This window comes from Chryseobacterium panacisoli (genome assembly GCF_008274625.1).
Taxonomy (GTDB): Bacteria; Bacteroidota; Bacteroidia; order Flavobacteriales; family Weeksellaceae; genus Chryseobacterium; species Chryseobacterium panacisoli.
On sequence record NZ_VTRU01000004.1, the window covers coordinates 347,562 to 372,134 of the forward strand.

Genomic DNA, 24,573 nt, shown 5'->3' on the forward strand with positions numbered 1-24,573 from the left:
GCAATTACCTGCAATCCAGATTTTTCAGAAAGAACTTGATGCGCCCTGTAATGCCTAACGTATTCATTTTAAAATCAATCACAAAACGGCTTCAGTAAATACCTCTGCCAAAATAGACCCTATGATACAAGTTTTTAATATCTTTATGCTTTAATAACAACTATATTTATGAAGAATATTTCATCGGTATTATTAATTTCTGCCTTGGCGTTCAATCAATCTTGTACTACAATGAAACAGACCGATATTCAACAGGAGCTACCTGCACCTGATCCCTCTTTATCTTCAAATCCTTTTATGAAGAAGAGCAAGCTTCAATACGAAGCTCCGGAGTTTGACAAAATCAAAAATGAACACTTCAAACCTGCTTTTGAATATGGTTTGAAACAGCATGAAGCTGAAATTGTAAAAATTGCCAACAATCCGGCTGCCCCTACTTTTGAAAATACAATCGTTGCATTGGAAAAAAGTGGTGAAGTATTGAGAAGAGCACAAATTGTATTCTCTAATCTCACAAGCGCAAATACAAACCCTACTTTGCAGGCTTTAGATGAAGAATATGCTCCTATTTTTGCAGCCCATTCTGATAAATTGTACCTGAATGAAAATCTTTATAAAAGAATACAGTCTATCAAAGAAGACGGTCTTGATTCAGAAAGCAAAAGACTTGTACAATATTATAAGCAGAATTTTGAAATTGCAGGTGCAAATCTTTCTGCAGCTGATAAAGAAAAGCTAAAACAGCTCAATCAGGAGCTGGCTTCTCTTTCTACACAATATTCTAATAAATTGTTGGAAGCAAGAAAGCAGGGAGGTGTATTTTTCTCTGATGCAAAAGAACTGGACGGACTTTCTGCTGATGAAATTGCAGCGGCAGCAGCTGATGCTAAAACGGCAGGACAGCCAGGAAAATATCTTCTGGCTTTACAAAATACAACACAGCAGCCTCTTTTACAAAACTTAAAAAACAGAGCTACCAGAGAAAAGCTGTTCAAAGCTTCATGGACAAGAGCTGAAAAAGGAGATGCTAACGATACGAGATCAACCATTGAAAAACTGGCTAAACTGAGACTGAAAAAAGCTCAGATTTTAGGAAAGAAAAACTTTGCGGAATGGAAACTTCAGGACCAGATGGCAAAAACACCTGAAGCCGCTACTAAACTGATGAACCAGATTGCTACTCCGGCAGTGGAGACCGCAAGACGTGAAGCAAAAGATATCCAGGATCTTATTGATCAGCAAAAAGGAGGTTTCAAAGTAGAGCCTTGGGACTGGAACTTCTATGCTGAACAGGTAAGAAAAGCTAAGTTTGATCTTGATGAAAGTGAAATAAAGCCTTACTTTGAAATTACAACAGTTCTTGAAAAAGGTGTTTTCTTCGCCGCTGAAAAATTCTACGGACTGACTTTCAAAAAGAGAACAGATCTTCCGGTTTATCACCCCGATGTAGTAACCTACGAAGTTTTTGATCATGATGGAAAATCTATTGCCATCTACTATCTGGATTTCTATACAAGAGATTCTAAAAACGGTGGAGCATGGATGAGTAATTTCGTTGAGCAGTCATATTTATTAGGAACAAAACCTGTAATCGTTAACTGTTATAACTATCAGAAACCGGCTCCTGGGAAACCTTCATTAATCAGCTATGATGATGTTTCAACGATCTTCCATGAATTTGGACACTCTATTCACGGAATGTTCGCAAGCCAGAAATACCCTTCTCTTTCAGGAACGAATGTCCCTAGAGACTTCGTGGAATTCCCGTCTCAGATCAATGAGCACTGGGCTTTAGATCCTATTGTTCTGAAAAATTATGCCGTACACTATGAGACTAAGCAACCGATTCCACAGGCTTTGGTAGACAAGATCAAAAAGGCGTCTACTTTCAATCAGGGATACATGACTACTGAATTGGTTTCTGCTGCTGAACTTGATATGGATTGGCATACCGTAAGCAATGACAGCCAGTTTATTCCGGTTTTAGATTTTGAAAAGCAGTCTCTGGCCAGCCATGGATTCAATTTGGCAACGGTTCCACCAAGATACCATACTCCTTATTTTGCACACATCTGGGGAGGTGGGTATTCAGCAGGGTACTATGCTTATTTGTGGTCTGAAACATTGGATAACGATGCATGGGAATGGATCAGTAAAAACGGTGGGTTAACCAGAGAAAACGGTGACCGATTCAGAAAATATATTCTTTCCGTAGGAAATTCTGTAGATCTGAATCAGGCATTCAGAGACTTTACAGGACACGATCCGGATATCAAACCATTATTGAGAAACAGAGGATTTATAAAATAATCTATGATACTCAATACAGGTATAAAAGTATTGTCCTCATTAATCATTCTGACTTGCTTTTCGTTAAAAAACAAAAGATTTGAAAGCAGGTCAGAATCTTTATTTCAAAAACAATCGGATACAATAATCTCTAAGGAATTAGAGGAATACATTAAAGAAGAGAGAAAGTATCTGGATTCACAATGTGTTACTGAAACTGCAAGAGCACAAGCAGACATTAAAAAAGGCAAACTTGTTTATTTTCATTACTTCGGAATGGTAGAAAGCTACAGAAGCAATGCTGAAATGGATGTCCTTTTGAAACAAAAGAATATAGAAGTAGGGACTGCACTGTATTATTGCACTGTTCCACCGGAGCTGCAAAATTGTTATGAAGATGTAATGTCAAAGGAAATTGACAGAAAGTTTGGCCCGAAGTTCATCGACTCTTTGAGACATATCGCAGACGTACAATATGTTAAAAAAAACATTGATAAAGTCTATGATTTTGAAGAATGCGACACCATTTCAAGATATCCGGGCAGCAAATCTTACGGAGACTTTTTCAAAGATTATGAAAAAGACTTTTGGAAAAATGTGCATTATCCCGATGAATTTGAATACCGGAAAGACAAAGAATTTTATTCTTCTATTTCTGCGAAATTTACCCTGCACAAAAACGGAACGGTCTCAGATATCGATATTGATCTTACCTTCCAAAATAAAAAAAATTATAAGTACTCATCCTACTTCATCAACGAAATAAAAAAATTTATAAAAAAAACAAAATGGATTCCTGCCAAAACTATGGGAATAACAGTAAACAGCAGGGTTCCTCTCACATTATTTTTTAAATAACCATGAAAAAAATTATTACGACAACATTATTAGTTGTCTTTGGGGCAATGTATGCTCAAAAAGGCCATGCAAAACCACAAGCCAATAAAGTAGATCCTCAACTTGTAGGTCTGTGGAAAGGAAGCGAGAAAGACCAGCAAGTAGAAGGTATGGAAAAACGCTGGGTAATGGAAAGAAAAGCAGACGGCACCTTTATGCTTATTTTCACCGCTATCCAGAATTGCGACGTCAGACAAGTTATCGAAAGAGGGCAATGGTGGATTGAGAAGGGAGAATTTCATGAGCTTCATTTTAACTCAGGGAAAACGGATATTTACACTTACAAAGTTTTAGATCCATCCCATGTAAAATTTGATTCAAAAGAGCAGGCACTGGATATGGCCACTGAAAATTACAGCTTTGTAGATACTAAAATTGACGAAGACAATCAGTAAAAAATAACAGGGAGCATTCTTTAGAGTGCTTCCTTTTTTTAGATTTAAAATTGGAGTGTCCCGTTAAGAATAGAAACTTTAATTTTCTAAGTTTTGGCTAAAGCCTTTGGATTTTGTTTGTCTATTTTTTAACGGGCTAAAGCCCGTTTCTATTGAATTTTAAATACTTTATAATAACATTAGGACAAAGTATTAAAACAATAAAACTCATGCATCAACGCCCTGTTCTATTGATATTCATTATTTTTGCAGTTCAACATTAAAATACACTATATGGACTGTCCCTGCTGTTCAGGAAAATCATACGAAGAATGCTGCAAGCCCTATCATACCGGAGAAAAACATGCTCCTACTGCCGAAGCTCTGATGCGTTCAAGATTCTCTGCTTTTGCCATCCCGAATGGCGAATATCTGATGGAGACTACCCTTCCGGGAAAAAGAAAATACCACAATAAGAAAGATCTTCAGGAATGGGGAGAAATCAACCAATGGACAAAACTGGAAATTATCAGGACTCCTGCTTTAAACCAGGTAGAGTTCAAAGCTTATTATACAGACCAAAACGGACATTCACAGCTTCATCATGAGTTTTCGCTTTTTCAGAAAATGCATGAGCGCTGGTATTATGTTTCTGGAGAATTTTTGGATGAGTAATGGAACTTGATTTGTTGTAAGAAATTTAATGTAGAATTATTCTTTGCGTATAGAACCACCCCGTCAAAAATTCTTTGAATTTTCGCCACCCCTCCAGCGGAGGGGAATGCCAAGCACTCAATAACTATTGTAATCTGATAAAATAAAAATGTCCGAAGAAATCGGACATTTTTTATTTTTTAGTGAGCTTCGTTTCCGTCAATTCCGTGAGCATGTCCATGAGACAATTCTTCTTCTGTTGCTGGGCGTGTATTCAAAATTTCTACATCGAAATCTAACACTTTTCCTGCCATTGGGTGGTTAAGATCTGCTACTACCACTTCTGGTGTTACTTCTACCACGAAAGCCTGGAAATTGTTTCCCTGATTATCAGATAAAGGTAAAATAGCTCCTACAGGAGGAAGTCCTGATTCTTTAAACATTTCCACTGGTAATTGTGCGATAGCATCCGGTTGTCTTTCACCGTAAGCTTCTTCAGGTTGAATTGTAAAAGCAGCTTTATCACCAGCTTTTAATCCCAGGATATTTTCTTCAAACTTAGGAATCATCATTCCCATACCATACAAAAATGTAAGCGGATTTTCTGCTGTTGTCTCTTCTACAAGAATCTTACTCCCATCTGGTTCGATTGTGTGAAGGATATACTTTACAGCTACAACGTGATTGTTTTCGATTGTCATATTTTTTCTTTTTTTCGTGATTTCGTTTCACGATTAATGTTACAAATATACTATTTTTGAAATGATTCAATGAGCCTGGAAGCGAGGAGATGGAAGAAGGAAGCTATGAAAGGCATAAAAAAAATATATTTTACTTTATATTAATTCCATAATAACTTTCAGCCTATTTCTTTTTGCCCTCTTCTCTTTTTTTCTGTCTCAGTACAAAGAGATACAAGCTTTCTACTTTTGTTCTTGCCCAAGGTGTTTTCCGCAAAAACTTCAGAGAAGAACTAATGCTTGGGTTATCTGTAAAACATTTGATATTGATCTGCTCACCCAATTTCTCAAATCCATTGTAGTACTCTACCAATTCTTCAAGAATAGCATCAAGCCTTTTTCCGTGTAAGGGATCTTTTGATTTTTCTTCCATAACGCAGTAAAATTAAAACATTTTATCAGACCTAACGACTAAAATTGTTTAAACTCTCAATCTTTAGTACTTTTGATGAAGCTATTTCTTACCGATACAATTTATTCGTTACAAACCAATATGAGCAAAAACAACGAAGCAAACAGGAAAAAAAACAAAAAACAAATTGATCAGAAAAAACGGAAAATACAAAATGCGGAAGCAGAAAGGAAAGCACGTTTAAAACAAATTCTGGAAGATTTCAAGGGAAAAGAAGCCGGTAATCAACCATGAAAATTGTTCATGACTCAACTTATTTACTGTAAACAATAATACACTTTATGAAAATTCTGCATACCGCCGACTGGCATTTGGGAAAAAGACTGGACCGCTTTTCACGGATGGAAGAGCAAATTCTGGTAATGGAAGAGATCATAGGCATTGCCGATGAGGAACACGCAGATCTTATTCTTGTTGCCGGTGATCTTTTTGATAATTTTAATCCAGGTGTAGAAGCCGTTGAACTTTTTTATAAGACATTAAAACGCTTATCTCTGAACGGAAAACGTCCTGTGATCGCTATTTCCGGCAATCATGATTCTCCAAGCTTAATCAATGCTCCGGATCCTCTGGCTCGTGAATGCGGAATTATTTTAATAGGACACCCTAAAGCTGAAATTGCACCTTTCAGCACAGAATATTTCAAAGTTTCAAATTCCAAGGCAGGTTTTATAGAATTGAAAATAGAAGGAATAGATTTTCCTGTAAGAATTCTTCACACCCCTTTTGCAAATGAAATCCGTTTAAAGGAATACTTTGGGGAAAATAAAGAAGAAGAGATCAACAAAGTTCTTTCAGAGACGTGGAAAAACCTTGCAGATCAGTTTTGCGATGATTCCGGGGTTAATCTTCTGACCGCTCATTTATATATGAATAAAAGAGGTGCAGAAATTTTGGAAGAGCCAGAAGGAGAAAAACCTATTAAAATTGGGAATGCCGATCTTATTTTTTCAGACAGTATCCCTGTACAGATTCAATATACAGCCTTAGGACACCTCCATGGTTTTCAGAATATCGGAACGAAGGAAAAGCCAGTGATTTATTCATCTTCTCCCCTTTGCTACAGTTTCAGTGAAGCTGGGCAGACTAAGTATGTTTCTATCATTGATGCGGAACCGGCAAAAGAGGTTACCTACGAAAAAAAGGCATTGAAAAAGGGACGAACTTTAGTAAGAAAAATATTTTCCTCTGTAGAAGATACAGTTCAGTGGCTAGGAGAAAATCCCAATACATTTGTAGAACTGACCCTGGAGAGTGAGACTTTTTTAACAGCTGATGAAAGAAGATTAATTTACCAGTCTCATAACGGGATTGTTCATCTTATTCCAAAAGTCAGAAACCGGGAGCTTGCCGAAGAGCAAAGCCATGAAATTAATTTAAATCAGGATATTGATCTATTATTCAAGGATTATTTTAAATCTAAAAATGGCGGACAGGAAGCCAATGAAGAACTGATGAATTTGTTTAACGAAATTTTAAATGCATAAGCCATGATCCCTGTTCAATTAACTATCGAAGGCCTTTATTCCTACCAGGAACGCCAGACTATTGATTTCAGAAATCTTACTGAAGCGGGACTTTTTGGTATTTTCGGGGCGGTCGGGTCTGGAAAATCATCGGTTCTTGAAGCCATTTCGTTTGTCTTGTATGGAGAAACAGAACGTCTGAATATGCGTGATAAAAGGGCATATAACATGATGAATTTAAAATCAAACAGTTCTTATATAGAATTTGATTTTGTAAATTATGAGAATAAGCTTTTCCGTGCTACCCGTGACTTTAAGAGAAATTCCAAAAAATTTGAAGAAGTAAAGCCTAATGCTGTTACTTTCTATGAAAACAGTAATGGCAAATGGGTTCCGCTGGATCACTCGAATGCAGAAACAATCATTGGGTTAAGCTATTCCAATTTCAAACGAACCATCATTATTCCGCAGGGACAGTTCAAAGAATTTCTTGAATTGGGTGCAGCAGAAAGAACAAATATGATGAAGGAGATCTTCAATCTTCAGAAATTTGACCTTCAGAACAACGTTTCTGTACTTCATGTAAAAAACAGATCTGAGCTGGATCAGCTTGAAGGACAGTTAAAAGGATTTGAAGAAATCAATGAGGAAAAAATCCGGATGCAGAAGGAGCAGCTGGTCGAGGAACAGAAAATACTCTCTGAATCCAATGAAAAACTGGAAAAGATTTCCAACACTTATCAGCAGCTGAAAAATTTAAAAAGCGACTTTGACAGTTTACAGCTGAATAAAGAAAAATTCATCAGACTCTCTGAAGAGAAACCTCAGATAGATGCGCTGGAAGCACAGGCAGAATTATATGACCGTATTTTCAGACTCTTCAATCCATTGATTATTGAGAAAAATAAGCTTTCAAAAGAAATTGCAGAGAAGCAGAACGAGAGAGAACAGCAGACCAAAAGCTTGCAGGAAACGGAAAAGGCTTTTACAATCATAAAAGAACAGCTTACTGCACATGAACCACAATTTAAGGCTTTGGACCAGTCTAAAATTCAGGAAAATGACATGAACCTTATCATTCAGGTTCTGAAGTTTACTGATGAAATCAAAACTCTGAATGAAAGAACACAGAAAGGTTCCGAAAAAGTAAAAGAAGTAGATCTTAGTAAAGAGAAGATTCAAAAGAAGATTGATGAACTTTCTTCAAAGGTGAAACTATTGAAGGAACAAAAACTGGATTCTGCATTGTTATCTGAAGTGGGGAATTGGTTTATTCAACAAAAAAATTTAAAAAAATCACTTCAGGAACAGAGTGAAAAAATTGAGAAACATCAAAAACAGATCGGGGAAATTGAAGAAGAATTAAAACCTTTTGTTTATCATGAAAATTATAAAGAAGATTTCAAAAACAGGAAAGAAGTATTAGAAGTAAAGAAAAAAGAGCTTTCCCAGAAACTGGATCATCTTAAAATACAGAAAGAGCTTTCCCGCTTTGCCAGTGAGCTTCATAACGGGGAAAATTGTCCTCTTTGTGGTTCTAAGGAACATCCTCATATCATAGAAATTCAAGATGTTAATACTGAACTACAGGAAATTCAGGAGAAAATAATATCCGTTGAACAGGAAGTCACCAATATTCAAAAGCAGGAAGCTGAAACTGATAAAATTCTGGACCGCAAAAAAATCTTTGAGGAACAGCTTTTTTCAGAGCAGAAAATTGTACTTCAAATCCAACAAAATATTAAGGCCCACATTCAGAATTTCATCTGGAAACAATTTTCTGCGGATCAGGAAGAAGAGTTTGAAAAAAAACGTTCCGACTCATTTACTTTAGAAAAAAAGGTTGAGGAAACTGAGCGAAATATTGCACTGGAAAGGGAATCTTTAGAAAAAGAAAGCAAAACGCTGGAAAAATACAGGAGTGCTCTGGAAGCATTCAGAATGGAAGAAGTTTCAAAGCAGGAACAGATCAACATCAGCCGTTCTGCTCTTAAAATCCTCGACTGGAACCGCTATTCTCAAAAGGAAAGAGCTGAGATTGAAGACGCTTATCAAAAGCTGGTACAATCTAATAAGGAAACCGAAGAAAACTACCAAAAGGCATTACAGCAGGAAAAAATACTCTCTCCGAAACTGGCAGAGCAAAAAGCCATTGTCAGCCAATCTGAAAAGCAGATCACCGAACTTGAAAAAGAAATTTCCGGTAATGAAGATGCTCTTGTGAACGCTTTAGCAACTCAGAATTTCACAGAATTCAAAGAGGTTGAAAATATTTTACTTCAGGAAATCAATATTCAACTGGTGAGAAGCAAAGTTCAGAACTTTAAAGTTGATTTTGAAGCTTTAAAGAAATTCATCGGAGAACTGGAATTAAAACTGAAGGGACTTATATTCGATAATGAACAGTTTTCTCTGGCTGAGCAACAGTTCAGTGAAGCCCAAAGTGAACAGAAAAAAATCAGTGATTCTGTAGTAACCAAAACTGCAGAAATAAACCGACTCGAAAAGGAATTCGTAAAAAAAGAAGACCTTCTGAAAGAACTGGCAAAACTTCAGAAACGTTCAGAGAATTTAAAAATAATGATGAACCTGTTTAAAGGAGCAGGTTTTGTGCAATATGTTTCGTCTATTTATCTGAGGCAACTTTGCGATCATGCGAATGTGCGTTTCCACAGAATGACCAGAAACCAGCTGAGTCTGCAGCTTAATGAAAATAACGATTTCGAGATCATCGATTACCTCAACGAAGGGAAAAGCAGAAGTGTAAAAACGCTGTCAGGAGGACAGGCATTTCAGGTTTCTTTAAGTCTGGCTCTGGCACTGGCAGAAAGTGTTCAGGCCAATGCACAGGCAGATAAAAATTTCTTCTTTATTGATGAAGGTTTTGGAACTCAGGATACAGAATCTGTGAATATTGTATTTGAAACCCTCACCAATCTGATGAAAGAAAACAGGATTGTGGGCATTATCTCTCATGTTGAAGAGCTGAAAGAGAAAATCCCTACAGCGCTCAATATTATTAAAGACGAGGAAAGAGGAAGCCTGATTGAGATTGTGTAAGCAATTTTCAATGACCAGCTTCTTCATTGAAAATACACCTAAGTTCCGAAATTCTTTGATTTTCTGCTGAAGTGTATTTTTTATATCATTTTATTACATTTGAATTTAGAAAAAGAACTGTATTTTAATTCATTATACTGCGTGAAAAAAATTGGGCAACATATCATCCTTATTCTGCTACTTTTAACAATTCCTGTTGTTGCTTCTCCTGATTTTGACGGAACATTATCTGTCTTTAAGGTTTCCCCATTTCAGAGAGAATTTATCCGTTTTGTACTGGTAGTTATCTTTTTTTATCTCAATCTCAATTTATTTCTTCCAAAATTATACAGTAAAAAGAAATACATTCCGTTTATTATCTGCCTTTTGATTTGTTTCGGACTTATGGTTTTTGTTCCAAACTATCTTACTGCAGAAAACAGAATGTCTGTCCAGCATTTTCCTATGAAGATGCAGCCACCGCCAGAAAATCCCAATGGGAGTATGCCACCGCCTCCAATAAGAGAAAGATTCCCTGAAGGAAACTTTCAGAACAGGAATAATTATTATGTACAGATGATTTTTTCATCACTTCTCCCTTTTCTTTTTTCATTTTTGTCTTCTCTTTTTATTTTTAAAAATATTGAGAAAAAAGAGTTGGAACGTTCCAAAGCCAAAGCAGAATTATTAAGCTTAAAATATCAACTGCAACCTCATTTTCTATTCAATATACTCAATTCAATCTACTCACTGGCGTTACTCAAATCAGATGATACTCCCAACGGAATTCTGAAACTTTCCAACGTTATGCGTTATGTAGTGCAGGAAAGCAGCAAAGATCTGGTGAAACTCAGCAAAGAAATTGAATATGTAAAAGATTATATCGCTCTGCAGCTGATACGGACAGACAGCAGCCTTGATTTTTCCTATACTGAAACCGGAGAAACAAAAAACTTGCAGATTGCCCCTTTTATTTTGGTTAATTTCATTGAAAATGCTTTTAAATATGGCTTTAATGCAGAAGAAAAATCAAAAATAACAGTCAAAATAATGATAGAAGAACAGATGCTTCATTTTAATGTTTTTAATAATATTGTAAATCATCATATCACAAATGAAGAAAGTTTAAAAGTAGGACTAAAGAATACTCTTGAGCATTTGCAGCAGATGTATCCAGGAAAACATTCATTGAACATGGCCAATAACGGAAAAACTTTTGAAGTTGATTTAAAAATTAAATTACTGTAAGCCTATGATAAAAGCCATTGCCCTTGACGATGAAATTCTCGCTTTAAAAATCATTGAGAATTATGCCGGAAAAATTGAAAATCTATCTCTTGAAAAGGTTTTCAATACTCAAAGTGATGCGCAAAAATATCTTAATAAATTCCCTGTTGACCTCATCTTTCTGGACATAGAAATGCCTTCTAAAAACGGAATGGATTTTTATAAAAACATTTCCCAGAACACCAAAGTGATTTTTACTACAGCGTATTCAGAATATGCTGTAGATGCGTTCAGTATCAATGCAATTGATTATCTGTTAAAACCATTTTCTTTCGAAAGATTCAAAGCAGCTGTTGAAAAAGTAAAAACCAATGCTGATACTGACGAAATAAAATATCTTTCCATACGTGCCGATTACAAACTTCACAAGATCAATTTCAATGATATTCTTCTGATTGAGGGGCTTGACGATTATATCCAGATTCATCTGACCAATCATTCAACGATTACCGCTCGTTCTTCCATGAAAAATATTCTGGAAAAGCTCTCTGAAAAGGATTTCGTAAGAGTTCACCGTTCTTATATTGTTCCTGTGCAAAACATTAAAACCATTGTCAACCGCAACATTCACATTGGAGATTTCATCATCCCTATCGGAGAAACGTACAAAGATCTTGTGATGAAGATTGTGAATAAGTGATTGTTTAAATCCTGATAGAAACCGGAGGATTGAAGTTTTGAATGTCTTTAAAAATATTTTCCCCGACTTAAAACTCCTGTCCACATTCTTAATAATTCTTAAAAAACACCCATTTACCGACACATTTTATTTGTTTACCTCATAAATTTTCCTCCCCGGTCTTTTGAAAATACTTTTGGAATATGAAAAGGCTGGAAGAGAAAAGATAGAAGTTACTATTGAGCAAATGATAAATGACTTTTTTATCAGATAACTTAATTTTTATAGTTCCCAATGGTTTCCCTGTCCTCCTGCTTCCAGCCTTATCCTCTTAGCTCCGTGCTGCATAAAAGTATTAATCTTAAAAAAACATGTATTATGAAAACAATGAATAGAAAAGGTTTTTTGAAAAGTCTGGGATTAGCAGGAGTAACTGCCATTGCCGCTCCTCTTTTAATCCATTGCGGAAATGACGATGAAATTGCAGATTCATCTTCCGGTACTTCTACCGGATCCGGTTCAACAGGGTGTTCCGTGACCAACGCAGAAACTGAAGGACCGTTTCCTACAAAATCTCCATCAACCCTCGTTCAAAGTAATATTGTAAGTGACAGAACAGGAGTTCCTTTTACAATTACCATTACCGTACAAAATGTTAATACCGGCTGTACAGTTTTACAAGGTGCACTTGTAGATATCTGGCACTGCGATAAGGATGGAAATTATTCTGAATATGGTGGATCAGGAATGCAGCCTACCAATTATACTACCGTTCATTTCTTAAGAGGAAGGCAAACTACAGACTCCAATGGTCAGGTAAAATTCACTTCCATATTTCCAGGCTGGTACAACGGAAGGGCTACTCATATCCATGTTCATATTTATAATTCTGCAGGACAATCTTTATTGGTTACCCAAATTGCTTTTCCTGAAGGAAGTGACAGTGCAGTGGTACAGGTTGCTGCAAGTACAGGTTACAAAGGAATGACCGGATATACATACAATTCTAATGATAACGTATTCAGTGACGGAACTTCTAATGAGATGTCCAGCATTTCCGGAAATGTAAGCGGAGGTTTTGCCCTGACTCATACTATAAAAGTTTCAGGATAAACTTTGAAAAGTTTTTTACTAGTAATTATTCCCATTTCCACAAAGCACAGGTCTGATATAGATATGAATTATTTGCTACTCATCCTCAAAAGCAATGCAGCAATCTGTGCCTAGTGGAAATATTAAATCATACCAATATGTTAGTTCAAACGCCATCAAAAATTTTCAAAAATGATTTCAGAATCTGGCAGGAAAATGAGAAAAGTACGATAACAGAAATTCTGAAGAATGAAGAGAAGATTCATACGTTGCTTAGTTTGAAGGAAGTCGTTCTGGATATTGAAGGAGAATTGAGATTGAATTTTGATGAGGAGAGAACCCTTCTTATCCTTCCTTTGTATGGAGAGATTATCATCACTGATTTCTATGAAACAATTTCCGCCGGAATGTCTCTTACGCTGAATATTCAGGCAGGAAAGAATATTGTCATCAAAAATCTGGTATACCATGACAGATCAGATCTTTTAATTTTTGAATTTAAAAAAGGAGAAAATACTCAGACCTTTTCTAAAAACGAATTGGATTTCACTCTTAAAAACAATGCCTTCCAAATTTCAAAAACGATACAGCATCCCAATTTCATTGGACTTTATAATGGACGTGCTGAAGGATATTATGCATTGAAAGACGCTGAAAAATCTATTTTTGGAATGGTTCTCAACGGTGCCTTTGAGTTTCAAAACAGACTGATGGAAAATAGGGATGCCATTCTTCTCTGGGAGCTTGAAGAATTGGAATTTGAAGCTTTAAGTGAAAATGCTCTGATCCTTTTTATGGAAATTTAAAATGATACAATGATGAAAAAAATAAAACTCGCCTTCCGTATTATTATTGATGAAAATTCTGAAATGGTTTGGGACCGATATGTTTTCGATGACACGTATTTTGAATATAAAATTCAGCATCAGGTTTTTGATGACAAAGAAAACTCCGTAAAGAATTATTGGGAGCTGCTTCAGAAAAATCCTAAGGCACAGCAAATTCCTTTTTTATTAAGTGGTGCAGCCAGCAATTATGTTTCGCAGCTGGGAGGAATGATCAGAAGTATTCCTGATGTTCTGGGAAATACGTTTTTCCCGTTTGACAACTTCAAACTGGATTTGATTTCTTCTCACCTTGATGATTCTTCAAAACATAAAATAGGACTAACTTTTTTCTCTCCAGAACTGTTACTGATCGATATTATCGACAACAAATACCTTCTCAGTAAAGAAATAGTTAAGGAAAATGGCTGGGAAACATTTATGCTTCCTTTTCATCCGCAGGTAGCCATAGCCTATTATCAGAAAATAAAATTTTTGTGACTCCATAAAAAACCGTTGTTGAGTATTCAACAACGGTTTTTATTTTATAAGTCTTTAATGACAGGCTTCACTTTATTCCCAAACAATTCAATAGACTTCATCATCACTTCATGAGCAGGGTCTCCCACATCCATATGTCCGATAAATCTGGTAATTCCGAAAATCTCCTTCATATAAGCAATTTTGTCGGCTACTTCTGCCGGACTTCCGATAAATAATGCACCATCTTTGCTTCTTCCGCCATCATACTGAGCCTTTGTGTAAGGAGCCCAACCTCTGGAAGCCCCTATTCTATCCATCTGAGATTTATAATTATGGAAATACCCGTCTACTGCTTTTTGATCATCACTCACAAAAGTATGCGAATGAACGGCAATCTGCATCTTCGACACATCATGCCCGGCTTTCTGGTATTCCTGTTTATAAAATTCAATCAGATTTCTAAACTGAATCGGCATTCCTCCAATAATGGCTACCACTAAAGGCATTCCTAGTTGTGCTGCACTTAAAACAGACTGAGGAGTTCCTCCCACGGCTCTCCAGATTGAAAGTTTTCCGTCATTTTTTGCTCTTGGATACACGGTTTGATTATGCATAGGAGCACGAAGTTTACCAGACCAGCTTACGTTTTCCTCAGAATTGATTTTCAGTAATAATTCTAATTTTTCATCAAATAGCTGTTCATAGTCATCCAAAGAATAGCCATATAACGGAAATGACTCAATGAAACTTCCTCGGCCTACAAATATTTCGGCTCTTCCGTCAGAAATCAAATCCAGTGTTGAAAAGTCTTCATATACTTTTACCGGCTCCGAAGAACTCAAAACAGTAACTCCACTCGCTAATTTTATATTTTTTGTAATGCTTGCTGCTGCTGCCAATACTATTTCCGGTGAAGAAACAGCATAATCCGGACGGTGGTGTTCTCCCATTGCAAACACATCAATTCCCACCTCATCCATCAATTTTACCTGATCCAGTATTTCACGGATCTTAATTCCTGCATCTCTATATTTTCCGGTTGACTGGTCAAATGCCAGATCACCGAACATTCCTATTCCTAATTCCATATTGTTGATTTTACTGATACAAAAATACCACTCTGAAAAATCAAAAACATTGATGTTTGGTAAGATCGGAAGTATTGAGAGAAATGAATAGTACTTTTGTTGGGTAACGCAAAGGCGCAAGGAATTTTTATCTTTATACTGTTTTAAGACGCAAGAAAATCAAAGATTTGTGCATATAGTGTATATAGTATTAGAGCTGTACAATTTTATCGCAGATAAAATCCTTGCGTCTTAAAAACATACTCTTTTCAATAAACTCTGCGCCTTTGCGTTTTTCAAAAAATCCTAATCTTTTTTAGCGAAACAAAAAATCCAGCCTAAAGCTAGACTGGATTATAATATTATTTCTTCAGATACAAATCAAAATAATCTGTAATCTTCTGCATCAGATGCACTCTGTCTTTCCCGATCACATTATGCGGATGTCCCGGATATGTAAAGTAATCCAACTGAACTCCGTTATCAACCGCAGATTTGATGAATTTTATAGAATGCTGCCATACTACTACATCATCCTGTGCCCCGTGAATCATCAGTAATTTCCCTTTCAGATTCTGAACTTTATCCAAAAGATTAGCCGCTGCATACCCCTGTGGATTTTCCTGTGGAGTATCCATATATCTTTCTCCGTACATGATCTCATACATGCTCCAGTCTATTACCGGTCCTCCAGCTACTCCTACTTTGAATACATCCGGCTTGCGAAGCATGAAGCTTGTCGTCATAAATCCTCCAAAGCTCCATCCATGGATTCCCATTTTGTCTCCGTTTACATAAGGAAGAGATTTTAAGTATTCTACTCCTTTCATCTGGTCGTTCATTTCTGTAGTTCCCAGGTTTCTGAATACAGCCTGCTCGAATTTCATTCCACGGTTGGAAGAACCTCTTCCGTCCATGGTGAAGATGATATATCCGTTCTGAGCCATATATTCATACCAAAGGTTTCCGGAAGCCGGGAAGCTGTTTGTAATCAGCTGCAAATGCGGTCCGTTATATAAATAAACAATGGCAGGATATTTTTTATTCGGATCAAAATTTGTTGGAAGAATGATTTTTCCATACAAAGGAGTTCCGTCATCTGCTTTTAGCTCTATATTTTTAATTTCCGGTCTCTGATAATTCTTTAATGGATTTTCAGAAGTAAGGATGTTGGTAGATTTTAAATTAGCAGTATTGATAATATTGGCAACTCTTGGTGAATTGGCATTGCTGTATGCATCATACAGATAATTTCCATCACTGCTCAAAGTTCCGACGTGCATACCTTCTTCATTATCCAGCCTTTGCATCTTGAAGTTGGTCCAGTTGATTCTGTATAAATGTCTTTCTAAAGGAGTTTCTTTTGTGGAAGTAAAATAGATTTCCTTTTTCTTCTCGTTGAATCCTAAAATATCTGTTACCAGCCAGTCTCCTTTTGTGATTTGTGCTACCAGTCCCTTTTCTAAATTATAATGGAACAAATGATTGTATCCCGTTCTCTGACTCTGCCAGATGAAATCTGTATTGGAATTCGGGAAGAAAGTAAGCGGGTGTTGTGGCTCCACATATTTACTGTCTGTTTCTTCAAATAACGTTTTCACCAATTCTCCTGTAACAGCATCATACTGATTCATTTTCATATGATTCTGACCTCTATTCAGAACTGCTACAAAAATATATTTTGAATCCGGGCTCCATGTAACAGCTGTTAAATACTGATCTTTTTCACCTTCCACTTTTAAGAAAGTCGTAGCTTGAGTTTTAATATTGAAAACCCCTAATGTCACCTGATGAGAAGTCTGACCAGCCATCGGGTATTTGATATTGTGATTTACAGCGGGTGTTACAGACCAGTCGATGATCGGATAATCCGCTACCATGCTCTGATCCATTTTATAGAACGCTACACTCTCAGAGTTTGGAGCAGGGAAAATTCCGGTATCAATTCCGAACTCATTTCTGTGAACAGCCTGCCCGCTGATGATATTTTCATTGGCTTCATTGGTTACCGCAATGGTTTTTCCATTTCTGTTTACAAATAAATTATTCTTTGCTGTGAAGGCAAAAGTCTGACCGTCACCAAACATTTTTACATTGGCAGCATCCTCATCAATTGTTGCCGTACTTTTTACTTTCCAGTCATTTCCTGATTTTTCAATCCACGACATTTTACCACCTGTAGTAAAATACCCATTGGAATTTCCTGTAAATTTAATTGGCGGAACAGCTTTAAGCTTATCACTGGAAAGGTTTCTGTTCAGTTGGCTCAACGAGATCAGCGTATCCTGTTTGTTCGTTTTCAAATCTGTAATCAGATAGCCCCCTTTCACAGCCTGGATATAAGATTTTCCGTCTGCAACCCATGAAAACTGGGAAATATTTTTCACCGCAAGGTTTGTTCTCATCCCATTTACTGCTTCTGCCATGGTAAACTTCTGGGTCTGGGCAAATGCTGAACTGCCTAAAACCAGCATCAATAAAGAAAATTTATGTAATTTCATCGTATAAAATTGAATCCACCAAAAATAAGAAATAAAAATCATCCGTTAATAAATGTTAAATTAAAACATTCATAAAATGGAATTTATGTATTCAAAGGAATTATTTCTTAACTTAATAGTAGAAATTTTATAGGTATTGGAGTAAGTCAATTGTGAATCGTCAATCCGCTCCGCTTGTCAATTTTTATTTTTAAACAGATATAATCATTCACTATTCACTTGCGAGGCAAAATTGACTATTGATGTAAAAAATGCATTTCTTATCCTATATCAATGACTCGTATATGCTGACTATCCTAAATTTGCATCATTAACAACAAACAAAAAATACAAAATACAATGGCAACAAAATGGATTTTAGACCCTACGCATAGTGAAATTACTTTTAAAGTAAAACACATGATGATCTCTAACGTAAAAGGAAGCTTCAGAACTTTCACCGCTGAAATTGACTCTGATGATGAATTTTTTGCAAATGCAAAAACTACAGCTACTATCCAGACCGATTCTGTATTCACAAACAATACAGACAGAGACAATCACTTAAAGTCTGCAGAATTTTTCAACGCTGAAGTACATCCTACGATCACTTTTGAATCCCAGGCATTAAATAATTCAATTGTTGGAAATCTTACTGTTAACGGAGTTACAAAACCTATCACTCTTGATGTAGACTTTGGAGGAATCAATGTAGACCCATGGGGAAATACAAAAGCAGGTTTCTCTTTTGAAGGAAAAATCAGCAGAAAAGATTTTGGATTAAACTGGAATGCAGCTCTTGAAGCAGGAGGTGTAATGGTAAGCGATGATGTAAAGATAGCTGGTGAATTACAGTTTGTAAAACAGGCATAGTAAATAACACATAGTATAAAAGGTTCAGGGATTTGTCTAAAAGCCTTGAACCTTTTATTTTTTTATACTCTTCAATATTTAATTTATGAACCTCAACGATCTTCAAAACATAAGCAATAGTTTTAAAAACACACAAAGAATGCCCGTTTTATTTCTTGGTCATGGTTCACCTATGAACGCCATTGAAGAAAACCAATTTGTACAGGGTTTCCGAAAAGCAGCCTCTGAGATTCCTAAACCTAATGCAATTCTTTGTATTTCTGCCCATTGGTATACCGACGGAACTTTTGTAACGGCTATGGATATGCCCAAAACCATCCATGATTTTTATGGATTCCCAAAAGCATTGTTTGATGTACAGTATCCTGCTCCCGGAAGTCCGGAATTAGCAAGGGAAACAGTAGAACTTCTGCTCCCGGTTGATGTGGAAGAAGACCATAGCTGGGGACTGGATCATGGTTCATGGTCTGTGATCAAACATATGTATCCTGATGCAGATATTCCGGTGATCCAGCTGAGTATTGATCATACAAAACCTTCGCAGTATCATTATGATCTTGCCAAAAGGCTCAATAAGCTGCGTGAAAAAGGAATTCTGATTATCGGAAGCGGAAATATTGTTCATAACCTCCGCCTTATCGACTGGAAAAATATTAATACAGTAGGAGCTGGCTGGGACTGGGCAGTGGAAGCCCGTGAAAAAACCAACAACTGGCTTCTGGATGGAAATTTTCAGAATATTATTGATTATCAGAAACAGGGAGCTTTCTTACAGTATGCTGTTCCTACACCTGATCATTATCTTCCCTTACTCTATACCTTAGGGCTGAAAGATAAGTCTGAAGAGCTTACTTTATTTAATGACGAGCTTATTGGCGGCTCATTGAGTATGACAAGTGTAAGGATTGGATAACTCTGATATTACTATAAAAAAAGGAAATACCTCAGCTGAGATATTTCCTTTTCTTTTTATAATGTAGTTATTTATTGTACTGCTTTTAACACATTGATGTTTCCGTAGCCGTAGCTTGAATTAACATTTGGATAGTAAGTAGCAGCCTGTCTCATTTTATTAAGTACCTGATCTCTTGTCCATGATGGGTTTTTAGCCCAAACTAATGCTGCGATTCCTGCTGTAGCTGCTGTGGCTACTGAAGAACCGCCCACATAGTCTGCCTGCCCGTTGTAATAGCTCAATACAGGAACCGTATTTCCGGAAGATCTCTCCATCTGAAAGGTAAAATCAATCTGGCTTCCGGAGTGGCAAACATCACATTTCTGATTGGATGTATTCTCTTTTACCCCTGTTATCGCCTGAGTTTCCGACATTGATGCAGGGAAAATCACCCCTACAAAACTGGTAAAGCTGGTAGAAGTTCCACCGGCACAAAAAATCAGTTTTCCTTTAGAATAAGCATATTTAACACCGTCTTCAATTTTCCCGACAGAGAATATATGTCCCATTGACATTGAAATGATTTTCACACTGGTATTGTTACCCAATTCTGTAAAAGCCGTTTTTACAGCAGTCTGCTCGTTGGAAGTTTCCAAAACAACGTTTTCTGCAGCTCTGTAAGCGATCAGATTGGCATTATAAGCGACTCCTACAGGCAGCCCTGCATTATTTCTCGGGGCTGTCATTACGGAAGCCATTTTTGTTCCGTGTCCGCACTGATCTCCGGATCCATCTGAATTATACACTCCCACTTTGCTGATTGTTCTTCCTGAAGAAGCACCATTATTAAAGCTTCCTCCCAGTAAAGTCTGTTCCGGAGAAACTCCTGTATCAATAAGTCCGATGGTAACACCTGATCCTGTACTGTAGCTCCATGCTTCAGGAATACTGTGTTTTGTGAAAGCCCAAGGAATTTTTGCGCTTGGTGTTGTAGATGTGTAGTCTGCTGTACTTAATGTTGATGATGAAAAACCACATCCTGATGAACCGCTTCCAGAGGATTTTGCAGCGGCATTATATTGAGCCTCGAATTCAAAATAATGATAATCTGCAGGCTCTACGTATCGGATATTTTTCATTTGTCGAAGAGCAGTAATGGTTTCTTCATTTTCAATCACAACATCCATCTGATTAAGATATTGATCAGAAAGAAGAAGGAAATTTCTTTCATCTTTTCCTTCATATTTTTTAATGACAGAAAGGACCTCTTTTTCCATTTCACTGTTGTTCGGGGATTTACTTCTGTCAAAGTCATCCTTAGAAGCTCCAAAACCAATGGATACCATTTTGTTCCCACGGAAAATAGTACTCCATACGAAATGATCGGATTCATTCTTCCAATTGAAAGTTCCATCCGTTTTAATAGCCTGATTGATCCTTTCGTTGATCTGTTTTGCCGTCAGTGGATCTTTCTGGGCCATTTCTGTTTTTGCATTTTCGTTCTGAAGTTCTTCTCTGGAACACGAGTGTAAGGCAAAAAATATTGCCAGTAGGAATACAGTTTTTTTCATATGTTATAATTTTGGTTGGTTCCACAATATAACACTTTGACGGGAATTAAAAAATGAATTAACCATTACATGAATATTAAATCATAATCCTTTCTCGTAGCAGACACTTTGCTCTATTCCAACGTATTGTCCATAATTGGGTATTCTGTAAAAACCACTTTTCTCGTACACTGAGATCGCACTTTTAAGATCCTGAGAAGTTTCTAAAACGGCTTTTTTAAAATTCAATTCGGACGCCCAATTTTCGAGTTCTTTTACAATAGTCGAGCCTAGCCCTTTCTTTCTGAAATTCGGATCGGTAAACATTCTTTTTATTTCTACTGTATCTTCTGAAAATGGTTTGAATGCTCCACAAGCTGCCGGAATAGCATCAATATAAACTACAATACAGTTTTTAATCGTATCAATTTTATTAAACTGAGCAAAAAAATCATCTTCCTCACCATTATGTTCTGCTAATGTAACGTCAAGAGATTTTACTAATTTTTGAAAGTCTGGATTGGTAGAGTCTGTTCTAAGTACATTCATGTCTATTTGATTTAAAAATTGAAGTTGTGAAAACAAAAAGCTCCCTTTCGGAAGCTTTTATTTTTATGGAGCTGGTGGAGGTGGATCTTGAAAGTGATAATGTTTATTCAATTTATCATTAACCCTTTTATCTAATGCTTGTGCATAATCACTTCCAATTTTCATTGAATCATTCATTAAGTTGGGCATATTTTCAATCATTTTCTGACCTGCCGGAGTTTTATAAAATTTAATGAGCTCATCAACTTCCGAATCAGTAAAATACTTTTTATAGACAGGAATGTACAAAGCAAAAATTTTCTCCGATGACATGTCTTTTTTAAACTCATCCCAGAAACTATCCGGTAGATCTTTATACCTATTGTTATAATGATCCATAAACTGTTGAAAAGCTATAGACAACATCTTATCTGATCTTGTTAAAGTGATCAGTTCTTTCAATTTTGCTTCATTTGACTGAGAAAAAGCATTTATTCCCAGCAAAAAGAAACATAAAATAATCCCCTTTCTCATTTCTTATTTTACATCAACAATAAACTTTCTCTCATTGATGAGCTCTGCAATAGCCAGCATATCTTTACCGATCAGTCTGTCATCTTCAAGTTTGGCAACTTTGGAACGAAGAATCGTAAAGTTTTCTTCAATTACTTTAGAGCATTTCGCCGGTCTTCTGAATTCAAGTCCCTGAGCAGCAAACATGAGCTCAACAGACAAAATGTTCACAAGATTTCCAAGAACCTGATTGAATTTTCTTCCTGAGATACTTCCCATAGAAACATGATCCTCCTGGCCTAAACTTGTAGGAATAGAGTCTGCTGATGCAGGGAAACATAATGTTTTATTTTCTGTAACCAAAGCAGCTGAAGTATACTGAGGAATCATAAATCCTGAGTTTAATCCTGAGCTTTCTGTCAATAATCTTGGAAGACCGTATTTTCCTTCTAATAATAAATAACTTCTTCTGTCAGAAATATTTCCTAATTCTGCAGCCGCCAGTGTAGCATAGTCTAAAGGAAGAGCCATCAGCTGTCCGTGGAAGTTTCCGCCTGAAATAGATTCTTCGGCACTTAATACAATCGGATTATCTGTTACAGAATTCAATTCTGTTTCTGCCATCCCTCTAAGGTGCTCAAAAGCATTTCTGCTGGCTCCGTGAACCTGTGGTACACATCTCATAGAGTAAGGATCCTGAACCCTCTCACAATCTTCATGAGCTTTCATATTTTCTGATCCTTTTAAGAATTTAAGCATTCTTGCCGCTACTTTTTTGCTGCCTTCAAAAGGTCTGATCTCATGAAGTTCTTTTTTGAAAGGGCTCGCAGAACCTCTGTATGCTTCAAGACTCATTGCAGCCGTCATATCTGCAAGGTCTAGTAAATATTCAAATTTTTCAAGTCCTTTGATTGCATGAGCAAGGATAAACTGTGTTCCGTTGATCAATCCCAACCCTTCTTTTGGGCCTAATGCTAACGGTTCAAGATCATGTTTGTTCAGCACTTCCATTGTTTCGGAAACCTGATTTCCTTCCCAAACCTGTCCTAACCCCAATAAAGGCAATACCAGATGTGCTAAGGGAGCAAGATCTCCTGAAGCTCCTACAGATCCTTGTTCAGGAACTACCGGGATGATATCTTTTTCAAGCATCAGAATCATTCTTTCAATCACTTCCAGGGAAACTCCTGAAAATCCTTTCGAAAGAGCATGTACCTTAGCAATCATCATGATCTTGGAAAGTTCTTTATCAATAGGCTTTCCTACTCCCACCGCATGGGAAATAATCAGGTTATATTGTAACTGAGCGGTTTCGTCTGCTGATATTTTAGTATCACATAAGGGTCCGAACCCGGTATTGATTCCATACACACATCTGTCAGACTCTACTATTTTCTGTACGTTTTTCTGAGATTTTAAAATTTGTTCTTTTGCAGCTTTATTAAGCTTAGCTTTATTTGGCTTTTTACAGATTTCCAGAACATCATGGAAAGTAAAAACATCTACTCCGTATATCATTTCTAAAAAATTTTCTTAAAATTACGCATTTAACAATAATTGGAAAAGCTAAATTTCAATCTTCTATATTTTTATATAAACAAGGAAATTATTTTACTATTTTTAGCCCCGAAATTAAAAACAATAATACATGAGACTGAAAACTCTACTCCTTGCTTTATGTGTAGCAAGCACAACTGCTTTCGCGCAGAAAGTAAAATATTCTAAAGAGGATATCAAAAAAATGGAGACTTACCTTTTCAATGAAGGTTTTAATACACCATCTCCTAAGAAAACATCTACAATCATCCTCAAAGACGGAACTACCTACAAAGGTTTCTGCAATAAGATCGAAACCAAAAAAGGGCAGATCTATGAAGTAGCGATCAAAGACAGTATAACAAAAAAGAATGCTACTTTCAATGCTGATCAGATCAACGAGATGTATGTATATCCAAGCAATGCTGAAAAGATTGCTAAAGTGGCCAGATACATGGGGAATATCAGAAACTTTGGAACTAAGAAGCTGACGAAAAACACGAATAACGACAGAATCTATTTTGTAAACCAGACTGTTTCCTTAAAGAACAAAAAAGATGATAAGGAATTTCTAATGCAGGTTATCAATCCTGGTTTTGATGATATTATTTCAGTATATCACGATCCCAGAGCTAAAGAAACAACAGGTTTTTCTGTAATGGGCTCCCCACAACTTGGAGGCGGGGTTATCAAATCTTATTATGTAAAGAAAGGCAACAAAGTGATGTGGCTTCATAAAGATGATTTTGAAGATAATTACGATTTTCTTTTTGGTGACAATGCCGAGTTTATGAAAAAATATCCTAAAAACTCTGTAGAATGGGATTACTTCAGTTTTCTTGTAAGTGAATACACAGCAATGGTAAACGGATAAAATACTTGCAACAATAAAATAAAACCTGCGGACTCATCTGCAGGTTTTATTTTTTTAAATAGGGAAAGTTTCCTTAATTTT

General features: G+C 36.5%; 22 protein-coding genes. 14 read left to right on the top strand and 8 right to left on the bottom strand.

Annotation, left to right across the window (positions count from 1 at the left end; all coding sequences use genetic code 11):
• Positions 1 to 168: 168 nt before the first annotated feature.
• The 4 genes from FW781_RS17320 (at position 169) to FW781_RS17335 (ending at position 4,235) form a co-directional block, all read left to right on the top strand.
• Positions 169 to 2,310 (top strand): M3 family metallopeptidase, encoded by a 2,142-nt coding sequence (locus tag FW781_RS17320; protein ID WP_149388546.1) that lies wholly within the window; start codon positions 169 to 171, stop codon positions 2,308 to 2,310.
• 3 nt (positions 2,311 to 2,313) lie between these two features.
• Entirely contained in the window at positions 2,314 to 3,147 is an 834-nt protein-coding gene (locus FW781_RS17325; protein ID WP_149388547.1) for a hypothetical protein, read from the top strand.
• Positions 3,148 to 3,149: 2 nt separating this feature from the next.
• A complete protein-coding gene (locus FW781_RS17330; protein ID WP_052198502.1) occupies positions 3,150 to 3,581 on the top strand; it encodes a hypothetical protein in 432 nt (143 codons plus the stop codon).
• Positions 3,582 to 3,854: 273 nt separating this feature from the next.
• Positions 3,855 to 4,235 (top strand): YchJ family protein, encoded by a 381-nt coding sequence (locus FW781_RS17335; protein WP_149388548.1) that lies wholly within the window; start codon positions 3,855 to 3,857, stop codon positions 4,233 to 4,235.
• A gap of 179 nt (positions 4,236 to 4,414) precedes the next feature.
• Here FW781_RS17335 and FW781_RS17340 read toward each other — a convergent pair whose 3' ends face one another.
• Entirely contained in the window at positions 4,415 to 4,915 is a 501-nt protein-coding gene (locus FW781_RS17340) for an FKBP-type peptidyl-prolyl cis-trans isomerase (protein ID WP_149388549.1), read from the bottom strand.
• 163 nt (positions 4,916 to 5,078) lie between these two features.
• Positions 5,079 to 5,327 carry a VF530 family protein gene (locus FW781_RS17345; RefSeq protein ID WP_149388550.1) on the bottom strand — a complete coding sequence of 83 codons (249 nt, stop codon included), beginning with the start codon at positions 5,325 to 5,327 and terminating at the stop codon, positions 5,079 to 5,081.
• Between the two features lie 320 nt (positions 5,328 to 5,647).
• On the opposite strand from FW781_RS17345, the gene FW781_RS17350 reads away from it, so the two are divergent.
• The 7 genes from FW781_RS17350 (at position 5,648) to FW781_RS17380 (ending at position 14,194) form a co-directional block, all read left to right on the top strand.
• Positions 5,648 to 6,853, top strand: a complete 1,206-nt coding sequence (locus FW781_RS17350) for a metallophosphoesterase family protein (RefSeq protein ID WP_149388551.1) — start codon at positions 5,648 to 5,650, stop codon at positions 6,851 to 6,853.
• 3 nt (positions 6,854 to 6,856) lie between these two features.
• Positions 6,857 to 9,892, top strand: coding sequence for an AAA family ATPase (locus tag FW781_RS17355; protein ID WP_149388552.1), 3,036 nt, complete (start codon positions 6,857 to 6,859; stop codon positions 9,890 to 9,892).
• A 141-nt stretch (positions 9,893 to 10,033) separates the two neighbouring features.
• On the top strand, positions 10,034 to 11,119 hold the full coding sequence (locus FW781_RS17360; RefSeq protein WP_149388553.1) for a sensor histidine kinase: 1,086 nt from the start codon (positions 10,034 to 10,036) through the stop codon (positions 11,117 to 11,119).
• 4 nt (positions 11,120 to 11,123) lie between these two features.
• On the top strand, positions 11,124 to 11,798 hold the full coding sequence (locus FW781_RS17365) for a LytR/AlgR family response regulator transcription factor (protein WP_149388554.1): 675 nt from the start codon (positions 11,124 to 11,126) through the stop codon (positions 11,796 to 11,798).
• 357 nt (positions 11,799 to 12,155) lie between these two features.
• On the top strand, positions 12,156 to 12,890 hold the full coding sequence (locus FW781_RS17370; RefSeq protein ID WP_228720224.1) for a dioxygenase family protein: 735 nt from the start codon (positions 12,156 to 12,158) through the stop codon (positions 12,888 to 12,890).
• Positions 12,891 to 13,027: 137 nt separating this feature from the next.
• A complete protein-coding gene (locus FW781_RS17375) occupies positions 13,028 to 13,675 on the top strand; it encodes a pirin family protein (protein WP_149388555.1) in 648 nt (215 codons plus the stop codon).
• Between the two features lie 9 nt (positions 13,676 to 13,684).
• A complete protein-coding gene (locus FW781_RS17380) occupies positions 13,685 to 14,194 on the top strand; it encodes a hypothetical protein (RefSeq protein WP_149388556.1) in 510 nt (169 codons plus the stop codon).
• A 44-nt stretch (positions 14,195 to 14,238) separates the two neighbouring features.
• Here FW781_RS17380 and FW781_RS17385 read toward each other — a convergent pair whose 3' ends face one another.
• Positions 14,239 to 15,264: an LLM class flavin-dependent oxidoreductase gene (locus FW781_RS17385; RefSeq protein WP_149388557.1), complete on the bottom strand. Its 1,026-nt coding sequence runs from the start codon at positions 15,262 to 15,264 to the stop codon at positions 14,239 to 14,241.
• Between the two features lie 341 nt (positions 15,265 to 15,605).
• Positions 15,606 to 17,744 (bottom strand): S9 family peptidase, encoded by a 2,139-nt coding sequence (locus tag FW781_RS17390; RefSeq protein ID WP_149388558.1) that lies wholly within the window; start codon positions 17,742 to 17,744, stop codon positions 15,606 to 15,608.
• Positions 17,745 to 18,083: 339 nt separating this feature from the next.
• Between FW781_RS17390 and FW781_RS17395 the strand changes: the two genes are divergently transcribed.
• Positions 18,084 to 18,596, top strand: coding sequence for a YceI family protein (locus FW781_RS17395; RefSeq protein WP_149388559.1), 513 nt, complete (start codon positions 18,084 to 18,086; stop codon positions 18,594 to 18,596).
• An 85-nt stretch (positions 18,597 to 18,681) separates the two neighbouring features.
• The gene (gene ygiD / locus FW781_RS17400) at positions 18,682 to 19,509 is read left to right on the top strand and encodes a 4,5-DOPA-extradiol-dioxygenase (protein WP_149388560.1); all 828 of its coding nucleotides are present in this window, start codon (positions 18,682 to 18,684) and stop codon (positions 19,507 to 19,509) included.
• A 71-nt stretch (positions 19,510 to 19,580) separates the two neighbouring features.
• On the opposite strand, the gene FW781_RS17405 is transcribed toward ygiD, so the two are convergent.
• The 4 genes from FW781_RS17405 to hutH all read right to left on the bottom strand — a co-directional run bounded on the left by FW781_RS17405 (position 19,581) and on the right by hutH (position 23,600).
• A complete protein-coding gene (locus tag FW781_RS17405) occupies positions 19,581 to 21,062 on the bottom strand; it encodes a S8 family peptidase (protein ID WP_149388561.1) in 1,482 nt (493 codons plus the stop codon).
• A gap of 81 nt (positions 21,063 to 21,143) precedes the next feature.
• Positions 21,144 to 21,590 (bottom strand): GNAT family N-acetyltransferase, encoded by a 447-nt coding sequence (locus tag FW781_RS17410; RefSeq protein ID WP_149388562.1) that lies wholly within the window; start codon positions 21,588 to 21,590, stop codon positions 21,144 to 21,146.
• Positions 21,591 to 21,653: 63 nt separating this feature from the next.
• Positions 21,654 to 22,031 (bottom strand): DUF2059 domain-containing protein, encoded by a 378-nt coding sequence (locus FW781_RS17415; RefSeq protein WP_172625755.1) that lies wholly within the window; start codon positions 22,029 to 22,031, stop codon positions 21,654 to 21,656.
• A gap of 75 nt (positions 22,032 to 22,106) precedes the next feature.
• Positions 22,107 to 23,600, bottom strand: a complete 1,494-nt coding sequence (hutH, locus tag FW781_RS17420; RefSeq protein WP_149388564.1) for a histidine ammonia-lyase — start codon at positions 23,598 to 23,600, stop codon at positions 22,107 to 22,109.
• Between the two features lie 130 nt (positions 23,601 to 23,730).
• Here hutH and FW781_RS17425 point away from each other — a divergent pair, with 130 nt between their 5' ends.
• A complete protein-coding gene (locus tag FW781_RS17425; RefSeq protein ID WP_149388565.1) occupies positions 23,731 to 24,492 on the top strand; it encodes a hypothetical protein in 762 nt (253 codons plus the stop codon).
• Positions 24,493 to 24,573: the final 81 nt, after the last annotated feature.